10 protein-coding genes are annotated in these 14193 nt (G+C 74.1%); 2 read left to right on the top strand and 8 right to left on the bottom strand.

Features of this window, described 5'->3' with window-relative positions; genetic code table 11:
- Positions 1-76 precede the first annotated feature (76 nt).
- The 3 genes from BM242_RS16075 to nsdA form a co-directional block, all read right to left on the bottom strand.
- Positions 77-415 carry a P-II family nitrogen regulator gene (locus BM242_RS16075; RefSeq protein WP_093839521.1) on the bottom strand — a complete coding sequence of 113 codons (339 nt, stop codon included), beginning with the start codon at positions 413-415 and terminating at the stop codon, positions 77-79.
- Positions 412-1752, bottom strand: a complete 1341-nt coding sequence (locus tag BM242_RS16070; RefSeq protein ID WP_281254689.1) for an ammonium transporter — start codon at positions 1750-1752, stop codon at positions 412-414. The genes BM242_RS16075 and BM242_RS16070 overlap by 4 nt, the downstream gene beginning before the upstream one ends.
- 407 nt (positions 1753-2159) lie before the next feature.
- Positions 2160-3698, bottom strand: coding sequence for a transcriptional repressor NsdA (nsdA, locus tag BM242_RS16065; RefSeq protein WP_093839635.1), 1539 nt, complete (start codon positions 3696-3698; stop codon positions 2160-2162).
- 633 nt (positions 3699-4331) lie between these two features.
- Here nsdA and BM242_RS16060 point away from each other — a divergent pair.
- Positions 4332-5093, top strand: a complete 762-nt coding sequence (locus BM242_RS16060) for a bifunctional DNA primase/polymerase (RefSeq protein WP_093839520.1) — start codon at positions 4332-4334, stop codon at positions 5091-5093.
- Positions 5094-5137: 44 nt separating this feature from the next.
- Here BM242_RS16060 and ftsY read toward each other — a convergent pair whose 3' ends face one another.
- The 3 genes from ftsY to BM242_RS16045 all read right to left on the bottom strand — a co-directional run bounded on the left by ftsY (position 5138) and on the right by BM242_RS16045 (position 10858).
- A complete protein-coding gene (ftsY, locus tag BM242_RS16055; RefSeq protein WP_093839519.1) occupies positions 5138-6367 on the bottom strand; it encodes a signal recognition particle-docking protein FtsY in 1230 nt (409 codons plus the stop codon).
- 132 nt (positions 6368-6499) lie between these two features.
- Positions 6500-10330 carry an AAA family ATPase gene (locus BM242_RS16050; protein WP_093839518.1) on the bottom strand — a complete coding sequence of 1277 codons (3831 nt, stop codon included), beginning with the start codon at positions 10328-10330 and terminating at the stop codon, positions 6500-6502.
- A gap of 321 nt (positions 10331-10651) precedes the next feature.
- Positions 10652-10858: a hypothetical protein gene (locus tag BM242_RS16045; protein WP_093839517.1), complete on the bottom strand. Its 207-nt coding sequence runs from the start codon at positions 10856-10858 to the stop codon at positions 10652-10654.
- Between the two features lie 698 nt (positions 10859-11556).
- Between BM242_RS16045 and BM242_RS16035 the strand changes: the two genes are divergently transcribed.
- Entirely contained in the window at positions 11557-12477 is a 921-nt protein-coding gene (locus BM242_RS16035) for a CAP domain-containing protein (protein ID WP_093839515.1), read from the top strand.
- Here the strand turns inward: BM242_RS16035 and mutM are convergent.
- Together mutM and rnc are read right to left on the bottom strand one after the other, a co-directional pair.
- Positions 12471-13397: a bifunctional DNA-formamidopyrimidine glycosylase/DNA-(apurinic or apyrimidinic site) lyase gene (gene mutM / locus BM242_RS16030; protein ID WP_093839514.1), complete on the bottom strand. Its 927-nt coding sequence runs from the start codon at positions 13395-13397 to the stop codon at positions 12471-12473. The two genes, BM242_RS16035 and mutM, sit on opposite strands and share 7 nt — an antisense overlap.
- Positions 13390-14181, bottom strand: coding sequence for a ribonuclease III (gene rnc / locus BM242_RS16025; protein WP_245834139.1), 792 nt, complete (start codon positions 14179-14181; stop codon positions 13390-13392). The genes mutM and rnc overlap by 8 nt, the downstream gene beginning before the upstream one ends.
- Positions 14182-14193 lie beyond the last annotated feature (12 nt).

Raw genomic sequence — 14193 nt, 5'->3', positions numbered from 1 at the left:
TCGATCGTCGGTTGTCGTGCCGTGGTACGGCGGGCGGGGGGCGCCGCGGGGCGGGGCGCCCCCGCCCGCCTTCCGGTCACAGGGCGTCGGGGCCGACCTCGCCGGTGCGGACCCGCACGGCGGTCTCCACCGGCACGCTCCACACCTTGCCGTCGCCGATCTTGCCGGTCCGGGCGGCCTTCACGATGACGTCGATGAGCTGCTCGGCGTCGTCGTCCTCGCAGAGGATCTCCAGCCGGGTCTTGGGCACCAGGTCGACCGTGTACTCGGCGCCCCGGTAGACCTCGGTGTGACCGCGCTGCCGGCCGTAGCCGCTGGCCTCGGTCACGGTCATGCCGTGCACGCCGAACGCCTGGAGGGCGTCCTTGACCTCGTCCATCCGGTGCGGCTTGATGACCGCGGTGATGAGCTTCATGCGTCCACCTTCTTCTCACCCGGGTCCGCGGTCGCCGTCTCGGCGGCTGCGGCGGTAACACCGGCGGCCGAGACCGGGCCGCCGGTCTGGCTGAAGTCGTACCCGCTTTCGGCGTGGAACACCTGGTCGAGGCCGGCCGCCTCCTCCTCGTCGGAGGACCGGAAGCCGATGGTCGCCTTGATCGCGAAGGCGATCAGCGCGGTGACGACGAAGGTGTAGACCAGCACCGCGCCGGCCGCGAGGGCCTGGAGCACGAACTGCTGGATGCCCCCGACCTCCATGGCCAGGAAGCCGACCAGCAGGGTGCCGATGAGGCCGCCGACCAGGTGGACGCCGACCACGTCGAGCGAGTCGTCGTAGTTCAGCTTGTACTTCAGGCTGACCGCCCAGGCACAGACCACGCCGGCCACCAGGCCGATGGCCAGGGCGCCCATGGGGTTGACATTGGCGCCGGCCGGGGTGATGGCGACCAGACCGGCGATGGCGCCGGAGGCCGCGCCGAGGGTGGTGTAGGCGCCGTAGCGGAGGCGCTCGTAGGCCAGCCAGCCGCAGATTGCCATGCCGGTGGCGACCATGGTGTTGAAGCCCATCAGGGCGGTGATGTTGTCGACCGCCAGCTCGGAGCCGGCGTTGAAGCCGAACCAGCCGAACCACAGCAGGGCGGCGCCCAGCAGCACCATCGGCAGGTTGTGCGGACGCATCGAGGAGTCCTTCTTGAACCCGGACCGCTTGCCGATCACCAGCACCGCGGCCAGGGCGGCGATACCGGCGTTGATGTGCACCGCGGTTCCGCCGGCGAAGTCGATGACGTCGTACTCGCCGTCGAACATCTTCTCGCCCAGGGTGTTGATCCAGCCGCCGGCGCCCCAGACCCAGTGCGCCACCGGGAAGTAGACCAGCGTGACCCAGGCGGTGATGAAGACCATCCAGGAGCTGAACTTGACCCGCTCGGCGAGCGCACCGGCGATCAGCGCGGGGGTCAGCACGGCGAACATCAGCTGGAAGAGCGCGAAGGCCATGACATCACCGCTGCCGTCCAGGCCCAGCAGGTCCTGGAAGCCGATGAAGTCGAAGTTCCCGATGATGCCGCCGCCATTGCCTTCGCCGAAGCCGTCGCCGAAGGCAACCGAGAAGCCGTAGAGAACCCACAGCACGCTGACGATGCCCATGGAGACGAAGCACATCATCAGCATGTTGAGGGCGCTCTTGACCCGGATCATGCCGCCGTAGAAAAAGGCAAGACCCGGAGTCATGATCATCACCATGGCGGCCGAGATGATGACGAAGCCGACGTTCGCCGGAGTTACCGCCTGTTCCAATACTTCTTCTGGTGTCAAGGTGGGATCTCCTTGAGATAACGACCCGTGCGGGCAGGATCTGGGCGGGTCAGGATGGGGTTCAGGCTGCAAGAGCGCCGTTTCCTGTGATGCCCGGTGATGTTTCGCACCCGTGACGATGGCCGTCCCCGTGTTACAGGCCAATGAACTCGGCATGGCGTACGGCATTTCCGGACCGCGGTGTGCCGCACTGTTCGCCCAAGCGTTATGAAGCCGCAAGCAGCGGCGGGCTTCCGCGGCGCGGGACCGGCGTGCGGCGCCGCCGCCGCACGGCCCGGCCGCACGGCCGGCCGCCCGTGTACACGGACCGGCCGCGACCGCCACCCGGTGTGACCTGGCATGGGGGAGCCGAGTCGGGTTGTCCGGGGTGGTGGCCGCGGCCGGGGTCGGTGCGCCCGCGGGGCCGGTCAGACGGCCCGGCGGGCCGGACTCGCCGGAAGTTCCTGGGTGACATGCTGCAGCAGCTCGGTCACCTCGGGGACGTCGCCGTACTCCCGGGCGGCGTTGACCGTGGTCTTGCGCAGCCGGTTCGACACCCGCTCCGAGCGCAGCGTCTTGGCCAGCGTTATCGCCCGGCCGGCCTGCTCGGCGCATGCCTCGGGCTCGTTCTCCAGCAGGTGCACGGTGGCCAGGCCGATCAGATTGAGTGCATACGAACGGTGCGGACCCTGCTGGTCCTGGTCGCATTCCCGCCCGAACAGCCCGACCGCCTGCTCCATGTGCGGCCTGGCCCGGGAGACGTGCGCGGGGCTGCGGCCCGCCACATAGGCCAGGTCACGGTAGGAGTGCGCGTTCTCGGCATGCAGCTCGGCCAGGGAGAAGAAGCGGATCCAGTCCGGGTCGCCGTCGCCCGGGGTGATGTCGCTGAAGGTCTCCTCGGCCATGCGCACCGCGCGGTGGCACCTGGTCGCCTGCCCCAGGGTGGCATGGGCCCGGGCTTCCATGGCGTGCAGCATCGACAGAGTGCGCGGGGTGGCCGCGTCCTGGCCGCCGTACTGGGCCAGATGGATCAGCTCCAGGGCGTCCTCCGCGCGGCCCAGATGAATCATCTGCCGGCTCATCTGGGCCAGGATGTAGGCGCCCAGCGCCCGCTCCTCGGCCTCCTTGGCGGCGTGCAGCGCCAGCACGAAGTACTTCTGCGCGGTGGGCTGGAGACCGATGTCGTAGCTCATCCAGCCCGCCAGCGCGGCGAGTTCGGCGGTGATCCGGAACAGCCGGCGGCGCACGGCCGCCGGATGGGACTCCTGGAGCAGATCGGTCACCTCGTGCAACTGCCCGACCACCGCCTTGCGGCGCAGCCCGCCGCCGCTGGCCGCGTCCCACCGGCGGAACATGGTGATGGTCTCGTCCAGCATGTCCAGCTCCGGACCGGACAGGCCGGTCAGCCGCCGCCGGGCGCCGCCCTGCGCGGGCACGGCGGCCAGCTGCGCCGCGCCGCTTCCGGCGCCGCCGGCCGCGCCGGCCTCCGGGCCGCCCGCGGTCGGCACCAGCCAGCGCTGCATGGGCTCTATCAGCGAGGCCCCGGCGGAGATGGTGAGCGAGGTGCCCAGGAAGCCGCGCCGGCCCAGCATCAGATCGCTGCGCGAGAACTCGTTGATCAGCGCGGCGGTCTGCGGCCCGGCCCAGGGCAGGTCGACCCCGGAGATGGCGGCCGACTGGCGCGCCGCCCGCAGCCCGAGGTCCTCGACGGTCACCACGCAGCCGAACCGTTCGCAGAAGAGTTCGGAGAGGATGCGCGGGATGGGCTCGCGCGGCTGTTCGCCGTCCAGCCAGCGGCGGACCCGCGAGGTGTCGGTACTGACATGGCCGGCACCCATCTGCCGGGCACGCCGGTTCACCTGACGGGCCAGCTCGCCCTTGGACCAGCCGCTGCGCTGGAACCAGGACGCCAGCCGCTCATTGGGGAGCTTGGCGGACGCCGCCGCGCCGCCTTCCGTTCCGCTCACCGTCACGCCCCCATCCCGGCCCGCCGCCACCGCGGGCCGTAGGTCGTCGTCGTTCGGCCGTCCGGGCCCGCGCCGAAGGGCGCCGGGCCGGCCGGGAAGTCACTGCCGCTGCTGCCTGTGTGCATCTGTCTCTTCGGTGCCGGGGGGCGGGGCGGATGCCCGGGGATCGCGCTTCCCGGTACCGTGCCGCCCCACGATCCCACGATCCGGGGCCGCGGGATCCCGTCCCCGCCCGGACCCGCGGGCCGCCCGCCGGGCCGCGATTCCCGGGCGGGGGCCGGTGGTTGGCCGGCAGAACTGACGGAGTGTCTACGAATGGACCGAACGTAGCCCCGCCGGCCGGGGGTGGCGACCTACGTGGCGGAATCGCCACCATTCGCCACCCCTCTGTATGAAGCTAACGCCCGCACGACGCGATTCACTTGGCACAGCGCTCCCGGCGGTGGGGCGGAGCGAAGCACTAGGGGGCGCGCGGCGGCGGCCACGCTCCTGCGCCTGTGGCCGGGCCGCGATCGGCGGTGCCGGACTGGGCAGTCCTCAGGGAGTCAGTGCGTGACCGGACCACTCGGCTGAGTGACCAGCCGGGCGGCCGGTACGAGTAACCATCGGCGTCCAGGACCCGTTGGAGGGGGCATGGGCTTCACGATCGGCAGCGGTCTGCGCGAGGTCAGGGAGCTGCGGCTGGTGACCGGGAGACCGCGGCGGGCCCGGCGCGGCGGGCATGCCCCGCAGGCCACGGCGGCGGCGGAGTACACCGCCCGGTGGGGATGGGACGTCCGGCCCGGAGCACGCGCCCGGCGCTTTCCCGGCGGCCGGGTGGAGTGCTCCTGCGGGGCGGACTGCGGAGCGCCCGGGGCGCACCCGCTGCCCGCGGGCGAGGTGATCCCGGCCGGCTCCTCCCCGGCGCAGGCGGTCCGGGCCTGGACCCGCACCCCGGGAGCCGCGGTGCTGCTGCCGACCGGGCGGATGTTCGATGTGATCGAGGTGCCGGCCGGGGCGGGCCGCCGGGCGCTGCTGAGGATGGAGCGGATGGGGCTGCCGCTGGGGCCGGTGGCCGAGTCGCCCGCCGGGCGGATGTGGTTCTTCGTGGCGCCGGGCGCGGCCGGGGAGGTGCCCCGGCTGCAGCACCGGATGGGCTGGCCGGACGGCCTGCCGGACCGGCTCGGCCTGCGGGTGCTGGGCCCCGGCTGCCATGTGCCGGCGCCGCCCTCCGACCACGGCGGGCGGGGGCATGTGCGCTGGCTGCGTCCGCCGTCGCCGGAGGCGGCGGCCCGGCCGCCGCAGGCCCGGCTGCTGCTCGGCGCCCTGGCCTACGCCTGCCACACCCGGGCCGGCACGGGCGGCGCACCGCCGCACGGGCCGCCGCTCGGACCGCTGGTCGGCCCGCGGGGCTGAGGCCACCGGCCGCGGGGCCGGGACGACCGCGCCGGGCGCCGCGGTCAGCCCTCCAGCAGGGCGTCGACGAACGCCTCGGGCTCGAACGGGGCCAGGTCGTCGGCGCCCTCGCCGAGCCCGACCAGCTTGACCGGCACGCCCAGCTCCCGCTGCACGGCGATCACGATGCCGCCCTTGGCGGTGCCGTCCAGCTTGGTCAGCGCGATCCCGGTGACGTCCACCACCTCGGCGAACACCCGGGCCTGCACCAGGCCGTTCTGCCCGGTGGTGGCGTCCAGCACCAGCAGCACCTCGCTCACCGGACCGTGCTTCTCCACCACCCGCTTGACCTTGCCGAGCTCGTCCATCAGACTGGCCTTGGTGTGCAGCCGGCCGGCGGTGTCCACCAGCACCACGTCGGCCGCCTCGGTGATGCCCTCCTTGACGGCGTCGAAGGCCACCGAGGCCGGGTCGCCGCCCTCCGGCCCGCGGACCGTGCGGGCGCCCACCCGCTTGCCCCACGTTTCGAGCTGGTCGGCGGCGGCGGCCCGGAAGGTGTCGGCGGCGCCCAGCACCACCGCGTTGCCGTCGGCCACCAGGACCCGGGCCAGCTTGCCGGTGGTGGTGGTCTTGCCGGTGCCGTTGACGCCGACCACCAGGATCACCGAGGGCCGCTCCTCCCCCTGCTCGGTGATGCCGCCCGCGGTGTTGACGGTGCGGTCCAGCTCCGGGCCGATCAGGGTGAGCAGCTCCTCGCGCAGCAGGCCCCGCAGCTCCTCCGGGGTGCGGGTGCCCAGCACCCGCACCCGCTCGCGCAGCCGCTCCACCAGCTCCTGGGTGGGGGCGACGCCGATGTCGGAGGTGATCAGCAGGTCCTCGATCTCCTCCCAGGTGTCCTCGTCCAGGTTGTCCCGGGAGAGCAGGGAGAGCAGGCCGCGGCCCAGGGCGTTCTGCGAGCGCGCCAGGCGGGCACGCAGCCGGACCAGCCGGCCCGCGGCGGGCTGCGGGGTCTCGATCTCCGGGGGCGCGGGCGGCTCGGCCAGGGTGGAGCCACCGGGCAGGCCGATGTCCTCGATGGTGCGGCGGGGGGTCTCCACGGGCTGCGCCGCGTCCTCGCCGACCTGCGGTTCCGGGGGCGCGGCGGTGCCCGCCGGACTCGCCCCCGAGGCGCCTTCTGCCGGTGCCCCGGGAGGTGGCGCCTCGCGGCCCTTGCGGCGCCGTCCGCTGATGACCAGTCCGCTGACCGCGGCGATCGCGATCACGGCGATGGCCACGGCAAGGATGAGGTATTCCATCGGTGTCCTCGGCTAGCCGGGTGCCGGGCCGGTCGTCCACCCCGGCGGTTGTCGGTTCCCCAGTATCAACCACCACCACCGCCCGCACCGAGCGCCCCCGCCGCGCCGTGCCGCCGGCCCGTGCGGCGAGGGCTAATGCAGGCGCTGGCTGATGACCTTGGAGACGCCGTCGCCCTGCATGGAGACGCCGTACAGGGCATCGGCGATCTCCATGGTGCGCTTCTGGTGGGTGATCACGATGAGCTGGGAGCTCTCCTGGAGCTCCTTCATGATCCGGATCAGCCGCTGGAGATTGGTGTCGTCCAGCGCCGCCTCCACCTCGTCCATCACATAGAACGGGCTGGGGCGGGCCTTGAAGATGGAGACCAGGAGGGCGACCGCGGTCAGCGAGCGCTCACCGCCGGAGAGCAGGGAGAGCCGCTTGACCTTCTTGCCCGGCGGGCGGGCCTCCACCTCCACGCCCGTGGTCAGCATGTTGTCCGGGTCGGTGAGCACCAGACGGCCCTCACCGCCGGGGAACAGCCGGGAGAACACTCCCTCGAATTCGCGTGCGGTGTCGTGGTAGGCGGCGGTGAAGACCTGCTCCACCCGCTCGTCCACCTCCTTGACCACCTGGAGCAGATCGGCCCGGGTCTTGCGCAGGTCGCCGAGCTGCTCGCTGAGGAACTTGTGCCGCTCCTCCAGGGCGGCGAACTCCTCCAGGGCCAGCGGATTGACCTTGCCGAGCTGCTTGTAGGCGCGCTCCGCCGCCCGCAGCCGCTTCTCCTGCTCGGCGCGGACGAAGGGACGCGGCCGGTTGCGCGGGTGCTCCGGGTCCTCGGGCAGTTCCTCCCCCTCGGCGGGCGGGGAGGGCGGCACCGGCTGGTCCGGGCCGTACTCGGCGACCAGGACGTCCGGCTCGATGCCCAGCTCGTCCTGGGCGCGGGCCTGGAGCTGCTCGATGCGCAGCCGCTTCTCGGCGCCCAGCACCTCGCCGCGGTGCACCGAGTCGGTGAGCTTGTCCAGCTCGTCCTTGAGTTCCCGGCCGCGGCGGCGCTCGGCGTCGAGCTCGCGCTCGTGCCCGGCCCGGGCCTGCTCGGCCTGGCGGCGGGCGGCCTCGGCGCGTTCCACGGAGACCTCGACATGGGCCAGCAGCCGGCGGGCGCCGGCCGCCACGGCGGCGGCGACCCCGGCCTCGTGGCGCAGCCGGGCGCGGCGGCGCTCGGCACGCAGCCGGGCCTCGCGCTCGGCGCGGGCGGCCCGGTCCAGGGCGTCGGCCCGGCCGGACAGGCCGCGCACGCGTTCCTCGTGGGTGCGCAACTGGAGCCGGGCCTCCATCTCGGCCTGGCGGGCGGCGGTGCCCTCGGCGGCCAGCCGGTCGCGTTCGGCGGTGTCCGGCTCCTCCTCGGCGTCCACCGTCTCCTCGGCGACGGCGAGCTGCTCGGCCAGTTCCTCGGCCTCGGCGGTGGCGCGGGCGAGGTCCTCCTCGGCCCGCCGCACCGCCTGGGCCGCACGGTCCGCCTCCCCCGCGGCGGCGCGGGCCTGCCCGGCCAGACGGCCCAGGTCCTGGGCGACCCGGGAGCGTTCCCGGTCGGCGGCGGTGCGGCGGCGGCCGGTCTCCTCCAGCGCCGCGGCACACTCCTTGCGACGGGTACGGGCCCGGTCGAGCCCGGCGGCGAGACGTTCGCAGCGGGCGGTCAGCTCGTGCAGCTCGGCGGCGGCCTCGTCCACCGAGGCCTGCACCTCCAGCAGGCTGGGGGCTCCCGCGGAGCCGCCGCGTGCCAGATGCCCGGCGAGCACGTCGCCGTCGGAGGTGACGGCGGTCAGGCCGGGCCGGCCGCGCAGCAGTTCCCGGGCGTCCTCCAGGGTGGCCACCACCATCGTGCCGCGCAGCAGGGCGCGCACCGCGGCCACCACCCCCTGGTCCCCGCCGACCAGACCCTCGGCGGGATGGGCCGGCACGCCGCCCACGGCGACGGCCGACGGCTCCCCGCCGGACGCGGCACGGGCCCCGGGGATGCCGCCCCGCCCGGCCGCGGCGGTGCCCGGTGCCGCCGCGCCGGGGGCGGCCGGGCCCGGAAGGGGCGCGGGGCCACCGGTGGTGCCCGCCGGTGCGGGGGCGGGCCGCCGCGGTCCGGGCGGTGCGCCGGGGGACGGCTCGCCCTCCGCGGGGCCCGGCACCTGCGGCGGGCCGGCCGGGGCGGCGCCGGGAGCGGCCTCGGTGATGCCCGTGGCGCCGGTGACGCCGGTGATGAGGAGCGCGGCGCGGCCTGCGTCGTGCTTGCGGAGCAGGCGGAGGGCCTCCACCGCGGTGTCCGGGCTGTCCACCGCGAGGGCGTCGGCCGCGCTGCCGAGGGCGGCGGCGACCGGGATCTCGTAGCCGGGGGCCACGGTGAGATGTTCGGCCGCCGGGCCGAGCAGCCCGCCGAGCCGGTCACGGGCCTGGAGCAGGGTGTCGGTGCCGTCCTTGCGGCGCAGGCCGAGGGCGAGGGCGTCGTGGCGGGCGGAGACCGCGGCGCGTTCCCGCTCGGCGGTGGCCGCGGCCTCGCGGGCGCGGCTCAGTGCCGCCTCGGCCTCGGCGAGCTCCCGGCGGCCGGCCTCGTAGGCGGCGTCCAGGTCCTGGCCGGGCGGGCCGCCGGGGGTGCCGTCGGCGGCGGGGACGCCCTCCACCCGGTCGCGCAGGGCGGTGTACTCGGCCTCGGCCCGCTCGGCCCGGCCGCGGGCCTCGTCGCGGGCGGCGGTCAGCCGGTCGATCTGGGTCTGCGCGGCGGCTGCCCGGCCGCGGGCGGCGGTGGCCCGGCCCTGGAGCCGGGCCAGATGCTCGCGGCGGTCGGCCAGGGCACGGGCGGCGTCCTTGAGCCGGCGCTCCTCCGCGGCGAGGTCCCGTTCCAGGGCGCCGCGGCGGGTGACGGTGGAGTCCAGCGCCTGCTCGGCGGCCTCCAGCGCGGCCTCCAGTTCGGCCTCCTGCTCCCGGATGCGGGCGGCCTCGCGTTCCATGTCCTCCGGATCGCGGCCACGCCGCTCCTCCGGCTGGGCCCCGGTGGCGCTGGCCACCCGGGCATCGGCCAGTCCGATGGTGCCGCGGATACGTTCCGCCAGCTGGGAGAGCTCGTACCAGGTCTGCTGGGCGCGCTGCACCCGCGGGGTGAGGGTGCGCACCCGCTGGTCGAGGGCGGCCTCCCGGCGCAGTGCCGCGCGCAGCCGCTGCTCGGCGTCCTCCTTGCGCTCGCGCAGCGCGGCCTCGTCGGCGAGTTCGGTGCGCAGCGCGGTCTGCAGGGCGATCAGGTCGTCGGCGAGCAGCCGCAGCCGGGCGTCGCGCAGATCGGCCTGGATGACGGCGGCCCGGCGGGCCACCGCGGCCTGCCGGCCGAGCGGCTTGAGCTGGCGGCGCAGTTCCTCGGTGAGGTCGGTGAGCCGGGCCAGGTTGGCCTGCATGGCGTCCAGCTTGCGCAGCGCCTTCTCCTTGCGCTTGCGGTGCTTGAGGACACCAGCCGCCTCCTCGATGAAGGCGCGGCGGCCCATGGGGTCGGCGTGCAGCACCGAGTCGAGCTGGCCCTGGCCGACGATGACATGCATCTCGCGGCCGATGCCGGAGTCGGAGAGCAGTTCCTGGATGTCCAGCAGCCGGCAGGTGTCGCCGTTGAGCCGGTACTCGCTGCCGCCGTTGCGGAACATCGTCCGCGTGATGGTGACCTCGGCGTAGTCGATGGGCAGGGCGCCGTCGGAGTTGTCGATGGTGAGGGAGACCTCGGCCCGGCCCAGCGGCGGGCGGCCGGACGTGCCGGCGAAGATCACGTCCTCCATCTTGCCGCCGCGCAGCGACTTGGCGCCCTGCTCGCCCATGACCCAGGACAGCGCGTCCACCACATTGGACTTCCCGGAGCCGTTGGGGCCCACCACACAGGTGATGCCGGGCTCCAGGCGGAGTGTGGTGGCGGACGCGAAGGACTTGAAGCCTCGCATGGTCAGGGTCTTGAGGTGCACGCTCTCGGACTTTACCTTCGGCTCACCGAGGATTATCCGTTTCGACCCGCGGGATGCCGGGCACACCAGACTGTGAGCGAACGCGATGCGTACACCCTCGGTGCCGCAATGTCCCGGTGGTGTTCCCGGTGTGGCGCCCGAAGCCATGGAGACCCGGCCGTGGGGGTCTGTGGTGCTGAGGGTGACCGCGCACGGGGCCGATGTTGTTGAGGTTGGTTGCCCCTGAAGTGACGAAGGGACGCCGAAGCGTCCCTTGTATTCTCCTCGGCAAGCCCGCAGCCTGCCCCGGCCGGACGAGGAGCCGCCGGACCGGAACCGGGATCAGGTGAGCGCGGGCTCTGCCTTGGACACGTTGATGCCGTCGAGCACCGAGCCGTTGTCGCGTACGGCGGCGGCCAGCGCGTCGTTCTCGGCCTGTACCCGGACCAGCTGGGTTTCCAGGTCGCGGACGCGCTGCTGAAGCCGTCGCATCTCGGCGAGGACTCGGGGGTCGGAGCCACCGACGTGACCGAGAAGCGCCTTTGCCATGATGGATGGTCCTCCACACTGAGTGACCGACCGAAGCCGTGGTGGGTCGTGAGGGAACAAGCCCGCATATCCTCTGCATGAGAGTGCCCAGGGCCATCAGCCACTAAGGTATGCGGGACTTTCAGCGTCTCACCAAAAATGCAGACGGTCAACACGATCACACCGCGCAGCGGGGGGCTTCACCACAACGGCACCGGCCGCCACGCCCGTTTCACGCCCCGCGCACCCCTTCCGGCCTGCCGTTTCCGGGCCGCCCGGGCCGCCGTCCGCCCGGTGGGGCGGGACGCGGGGTGGTGTTGATCACTCGTTCCGACGCAGCCTTGCACGTCGGAGCGGTGACGGCAACTGTTTTGCGGAAAATCGCGTGCCCCGGGACGGCGCGGCGGAGCTCCGCGCGGCCGGCCGCCGGAGCCCGGAGACCGGCGCGGAGGGCGACGGCGGCGGGACGGGCAGTGTGGCCGAAATCTCTTCCCGGGCGGGCCGCGGAAGGACCCCCGGCGGCCCGCCGGGCCCGGACGCACACCGGTTGGCGCAGCGCGAGGGGACAGCGCTGCGGCTGCTGTGACGCAGGTTATCTGCGTCATTCCGCACAGAAGTACCCGTGCGGACTGCTCCATGCCGTACAGTCCAGCGACAGGAATTCACCCTTCCGGGTGGTGTCGGATTGTGACGTCGACCATGCGAGGACGGTGCCGCTGATGGGACGCCATCGCCGTGCCGCGGGCCGGGGCGCCCGGCTGAGGCAGACCCCCGCCCGGGCGGGGCTGCTGGGCGCGTCCGCCGCACTCACCGTGGGCGCCGTGGCCGTGGGCGCCGGGCTGGTGCCGGGCGCGGGCGACCGCTTCACCCTGGACGGCCCGCGCAACATCCAGGCGCAGAACGGCGGCCGCCCGGGCGACACCTCCTCCCCCGCCGCCCAGGGGCAGGCCGAGGAGACCCGGGCCGGCGAGGAGACCGGACACCGGGAGCCGGGGGCGACGCCCGCGGACGGCACGGAGCCGTCGGACTCGCCCAGCGCGGAGGAGACCGGCCGGACGCCCGAGGAGACCGGGGGAACCGAGGAGACCGCCCCGGCCGAGGAGGAGCAGGAGCCGGCGGAGCCCACGGCGGAGACCACCCCTGAGGACGAGGCGGAGCCGGCGGGCCCCGAGCCGTCCGCCGGGGCCACATCGCCCGCGCCCTCGACACCGGCGGCCGGTACCGAGCCGCCGGCCACCACCCAGCCGCCGGCCGCCGATCCGGCGGTGGCCGCCGCCAGAGAGGTGCTGCGGCTGGTGAACGAGGCCCGGGCGGAGGCGGGCTGCCGGCCGCTGGCACCGGACACCGGGCTGGACGGGCTGGCCAAGGCGTTCAGCCAGGACATGGCGGCGCGGAACTTCTTCGACCATGTGGACCCGGACGGGCGCACCCCCTGGGACCGGGCCGAGGCACGCGGGATCACCAGTCTCGGCGGCGAGAACATAGCCCGCGGGCAGCAGAACGCCGCAGCCGTGATGGAGTCCTGGATGAACAGCGAGGGACACCGCGCCAACATCCTCAACTGCGACTTCACCACCCTGGGCGTCGGCGTCCACATCGGCCCCGGCGGCCCGTGGTGGACGCAGAACTTCGGCTACTGAGCCGGCTCCCGGGCGGGCCGGGCGCGGGTGGTGCCGGGGAGGCGCTGGCAGCGGGGGCAGAAGTAGCTGGAGCGGTTCATCCAGGGACGCCGCCGCAGGGCGGTGCCGCAGCGGCGGCAGGGCTCCCCCTCCCGGCCGTAGGCGTCGAGCGAACGGTCGAAGTAGCCGGACTCCCCGTTGACGTTGACATACAGGCTGTCGAAGCTGGTGCCGCCGGAGGCCAGGGCGCCGGTCATCACCTCGCGCACATGGCGGAGCAGCTCGGCGGTGCGCGGCCGGGTCAGGCCGGCGGTGGGCCGGTCGTAGTGCAGCCGGGCGCGCCACAGCGCCTCGTCGGCGTAGATGTTGCCCACCCCGCTGATCAGTGACTGGTCGAGCAGGGCGCGCTTGACCGTGGTGCGGCGGCGGCGCAGTGCGGCATGGAAGGCGTCGTCGTCGAAGGCCGGGTCGAGCGGGTCGCGGGCGATGTGCGCGATGATCTCCGGCAGGCCGTCGGCCTCGCCGGGCACGGTGGGGTGCACGGAGAGGCCGCCGAAGGTGCGCTGGTCGACAAAGCGCAGTTCACCACCGGCCGGATCGGTGAAGGTGATCCGGACACGCAGATGCCGCTCGTCCGGGGCGCCGGGCGGCCGGACCAGCAGCTGCCCGCTCATCCCGAGGTGGGCCAGCAGCGCCTCCTCCGGGCCGTCCGCCGCTTGCGGCGGCTCGCCGGGAGCGGCGAGCGGCAGCCACAGATACTTGCCGCGGCGGTGCGGGGCCAGCAGCCGGCGGCCGGTCAGCCGCCCGGTGAAGTCCCCGGCGCCGGCCAGGTGGCGGCGCACCGCGCGCGGATGCAGCACCTCGGCCGCGGCCACGGAGCGGCCGGCCACGAAGCGGTCCAGGCCGCGCCGTACGGTTTCGACCTCGGGCAGCTCAGGCACCGGGGCCGTCCGCCTCCACCGGCGGGCCGCCCTCCGCACCGCCGCTGCCGCCCGGGTTCGCCCGGATGGCCCGCCAGGCGGTCTCGGCGGCCTGCTGCTCCGCCTCCTTCTTGCTGCGGCCGGTACCGGTGCCGTACGCGACACCACCGACACGGGCGGCAGCCGTGAAGGTCTTCTCGTGGTCCGGTCCGGACTCGGTGATGACGTACTCGGGCACGCCCAGGTTCTGGGCGGCGCTGAGTTCCTGGAGGCTGGTCTTCCAGTCCAGCCCGGCGCCGAGGCCGGCCGAGCGCTCGATCAGCGGGTCGAAGAGCCGGTGCACCAGTTCGTCGGCCGCCTGGAGTCCCTGGTCCAGATAGACCGCGCCGATGACCGCCTCCAGGGTGTCGGCGAGGATGGAGGCCTTGTCCCGGCCGCCGGTGCCCTCCTCACCCCGGCCGAGCCGCACGAAGGAGCCCAGGTCCAGGCTGCGGGCGACCTCGGCCAGCGCGCGGGAGTTGACCACCGCGGCGCGCAGCTTGGCGAGCTGTCCCTCGGGCAGGTCGGGATGGGTGCGGTACAGGGTGTCGGTGACCACCAGGCCGAGGACCGAGTCCCCGAGGAACTCCAGCCGCTCGTTGGTGGGCAGACCGCCGTTCTCGTACGCGTAGCTGCGGTGGGTCAGCGCACGTACGAGAAGGGCGGGCTCCGGCCGGTAGCCGAGCCGCCCTTCCAGTACCGCGAGGGACGAGGCCGTGTCCTTTGACGCCTGAGTCCTGGTCTGCGACATGGGGGCGTCCGACATTGAGCCTGTCAC

This window comes from Streptomyces aidingensis, assembly GCF_900112355.1.
Lineage (GTDB): Bacteria > Actinomycetota > Actinomycetes > Streptomycetales > Streptomycetaceae > Streptomyces > Streptomyces aidingensis.
This window is presented reverse-complemented; position numbering and strand designations above follow the sequence as displayed.

Coding starts and splice junctions, on each gene's coding strand:
- BM242_RS16075 (WP_093839521.1), bottom strand. CDS start 415: ATGAAGCTCATCACCGCGGTCATCAAGCCGCACCGGATGGACGAGGTC.
- BM242_RS16060 (WP_093839520.1), top strand. CDS start 4,332: ATGGGCTTCACGATCGGCAGCGGTCTGCGCGAGGTCAGGGAGCTGCGG.
- ftsY (WP_093839519.1), bottom strand. CDS start 6,367: ATGGAATACCTCATCCTTGCCGTGGCCATCGCCGTGATCGCGATCGCC.
- BM242_RS16045 (WP_093839517.1), bottom strand. CDS start 10,858: ATGGCAAAGGCGCTTCTCGGTCACGTCGGTGGCTCCGACCCCCGAGTC.
- BM242_RS16035 (WP_093839515.1), top strand. CDS start 11,557: ATGGGACGCCATCGCCGTGCCGCGGGCCGGGGCGCCCGGCTGAGGCAG.
- rnc (WP_245834139.1), bottom strand. CDS start 14,181: ATGTCGGACGCCCCCATGTCGCAGACCAGGACTCAGGCGTCAAAGGAC.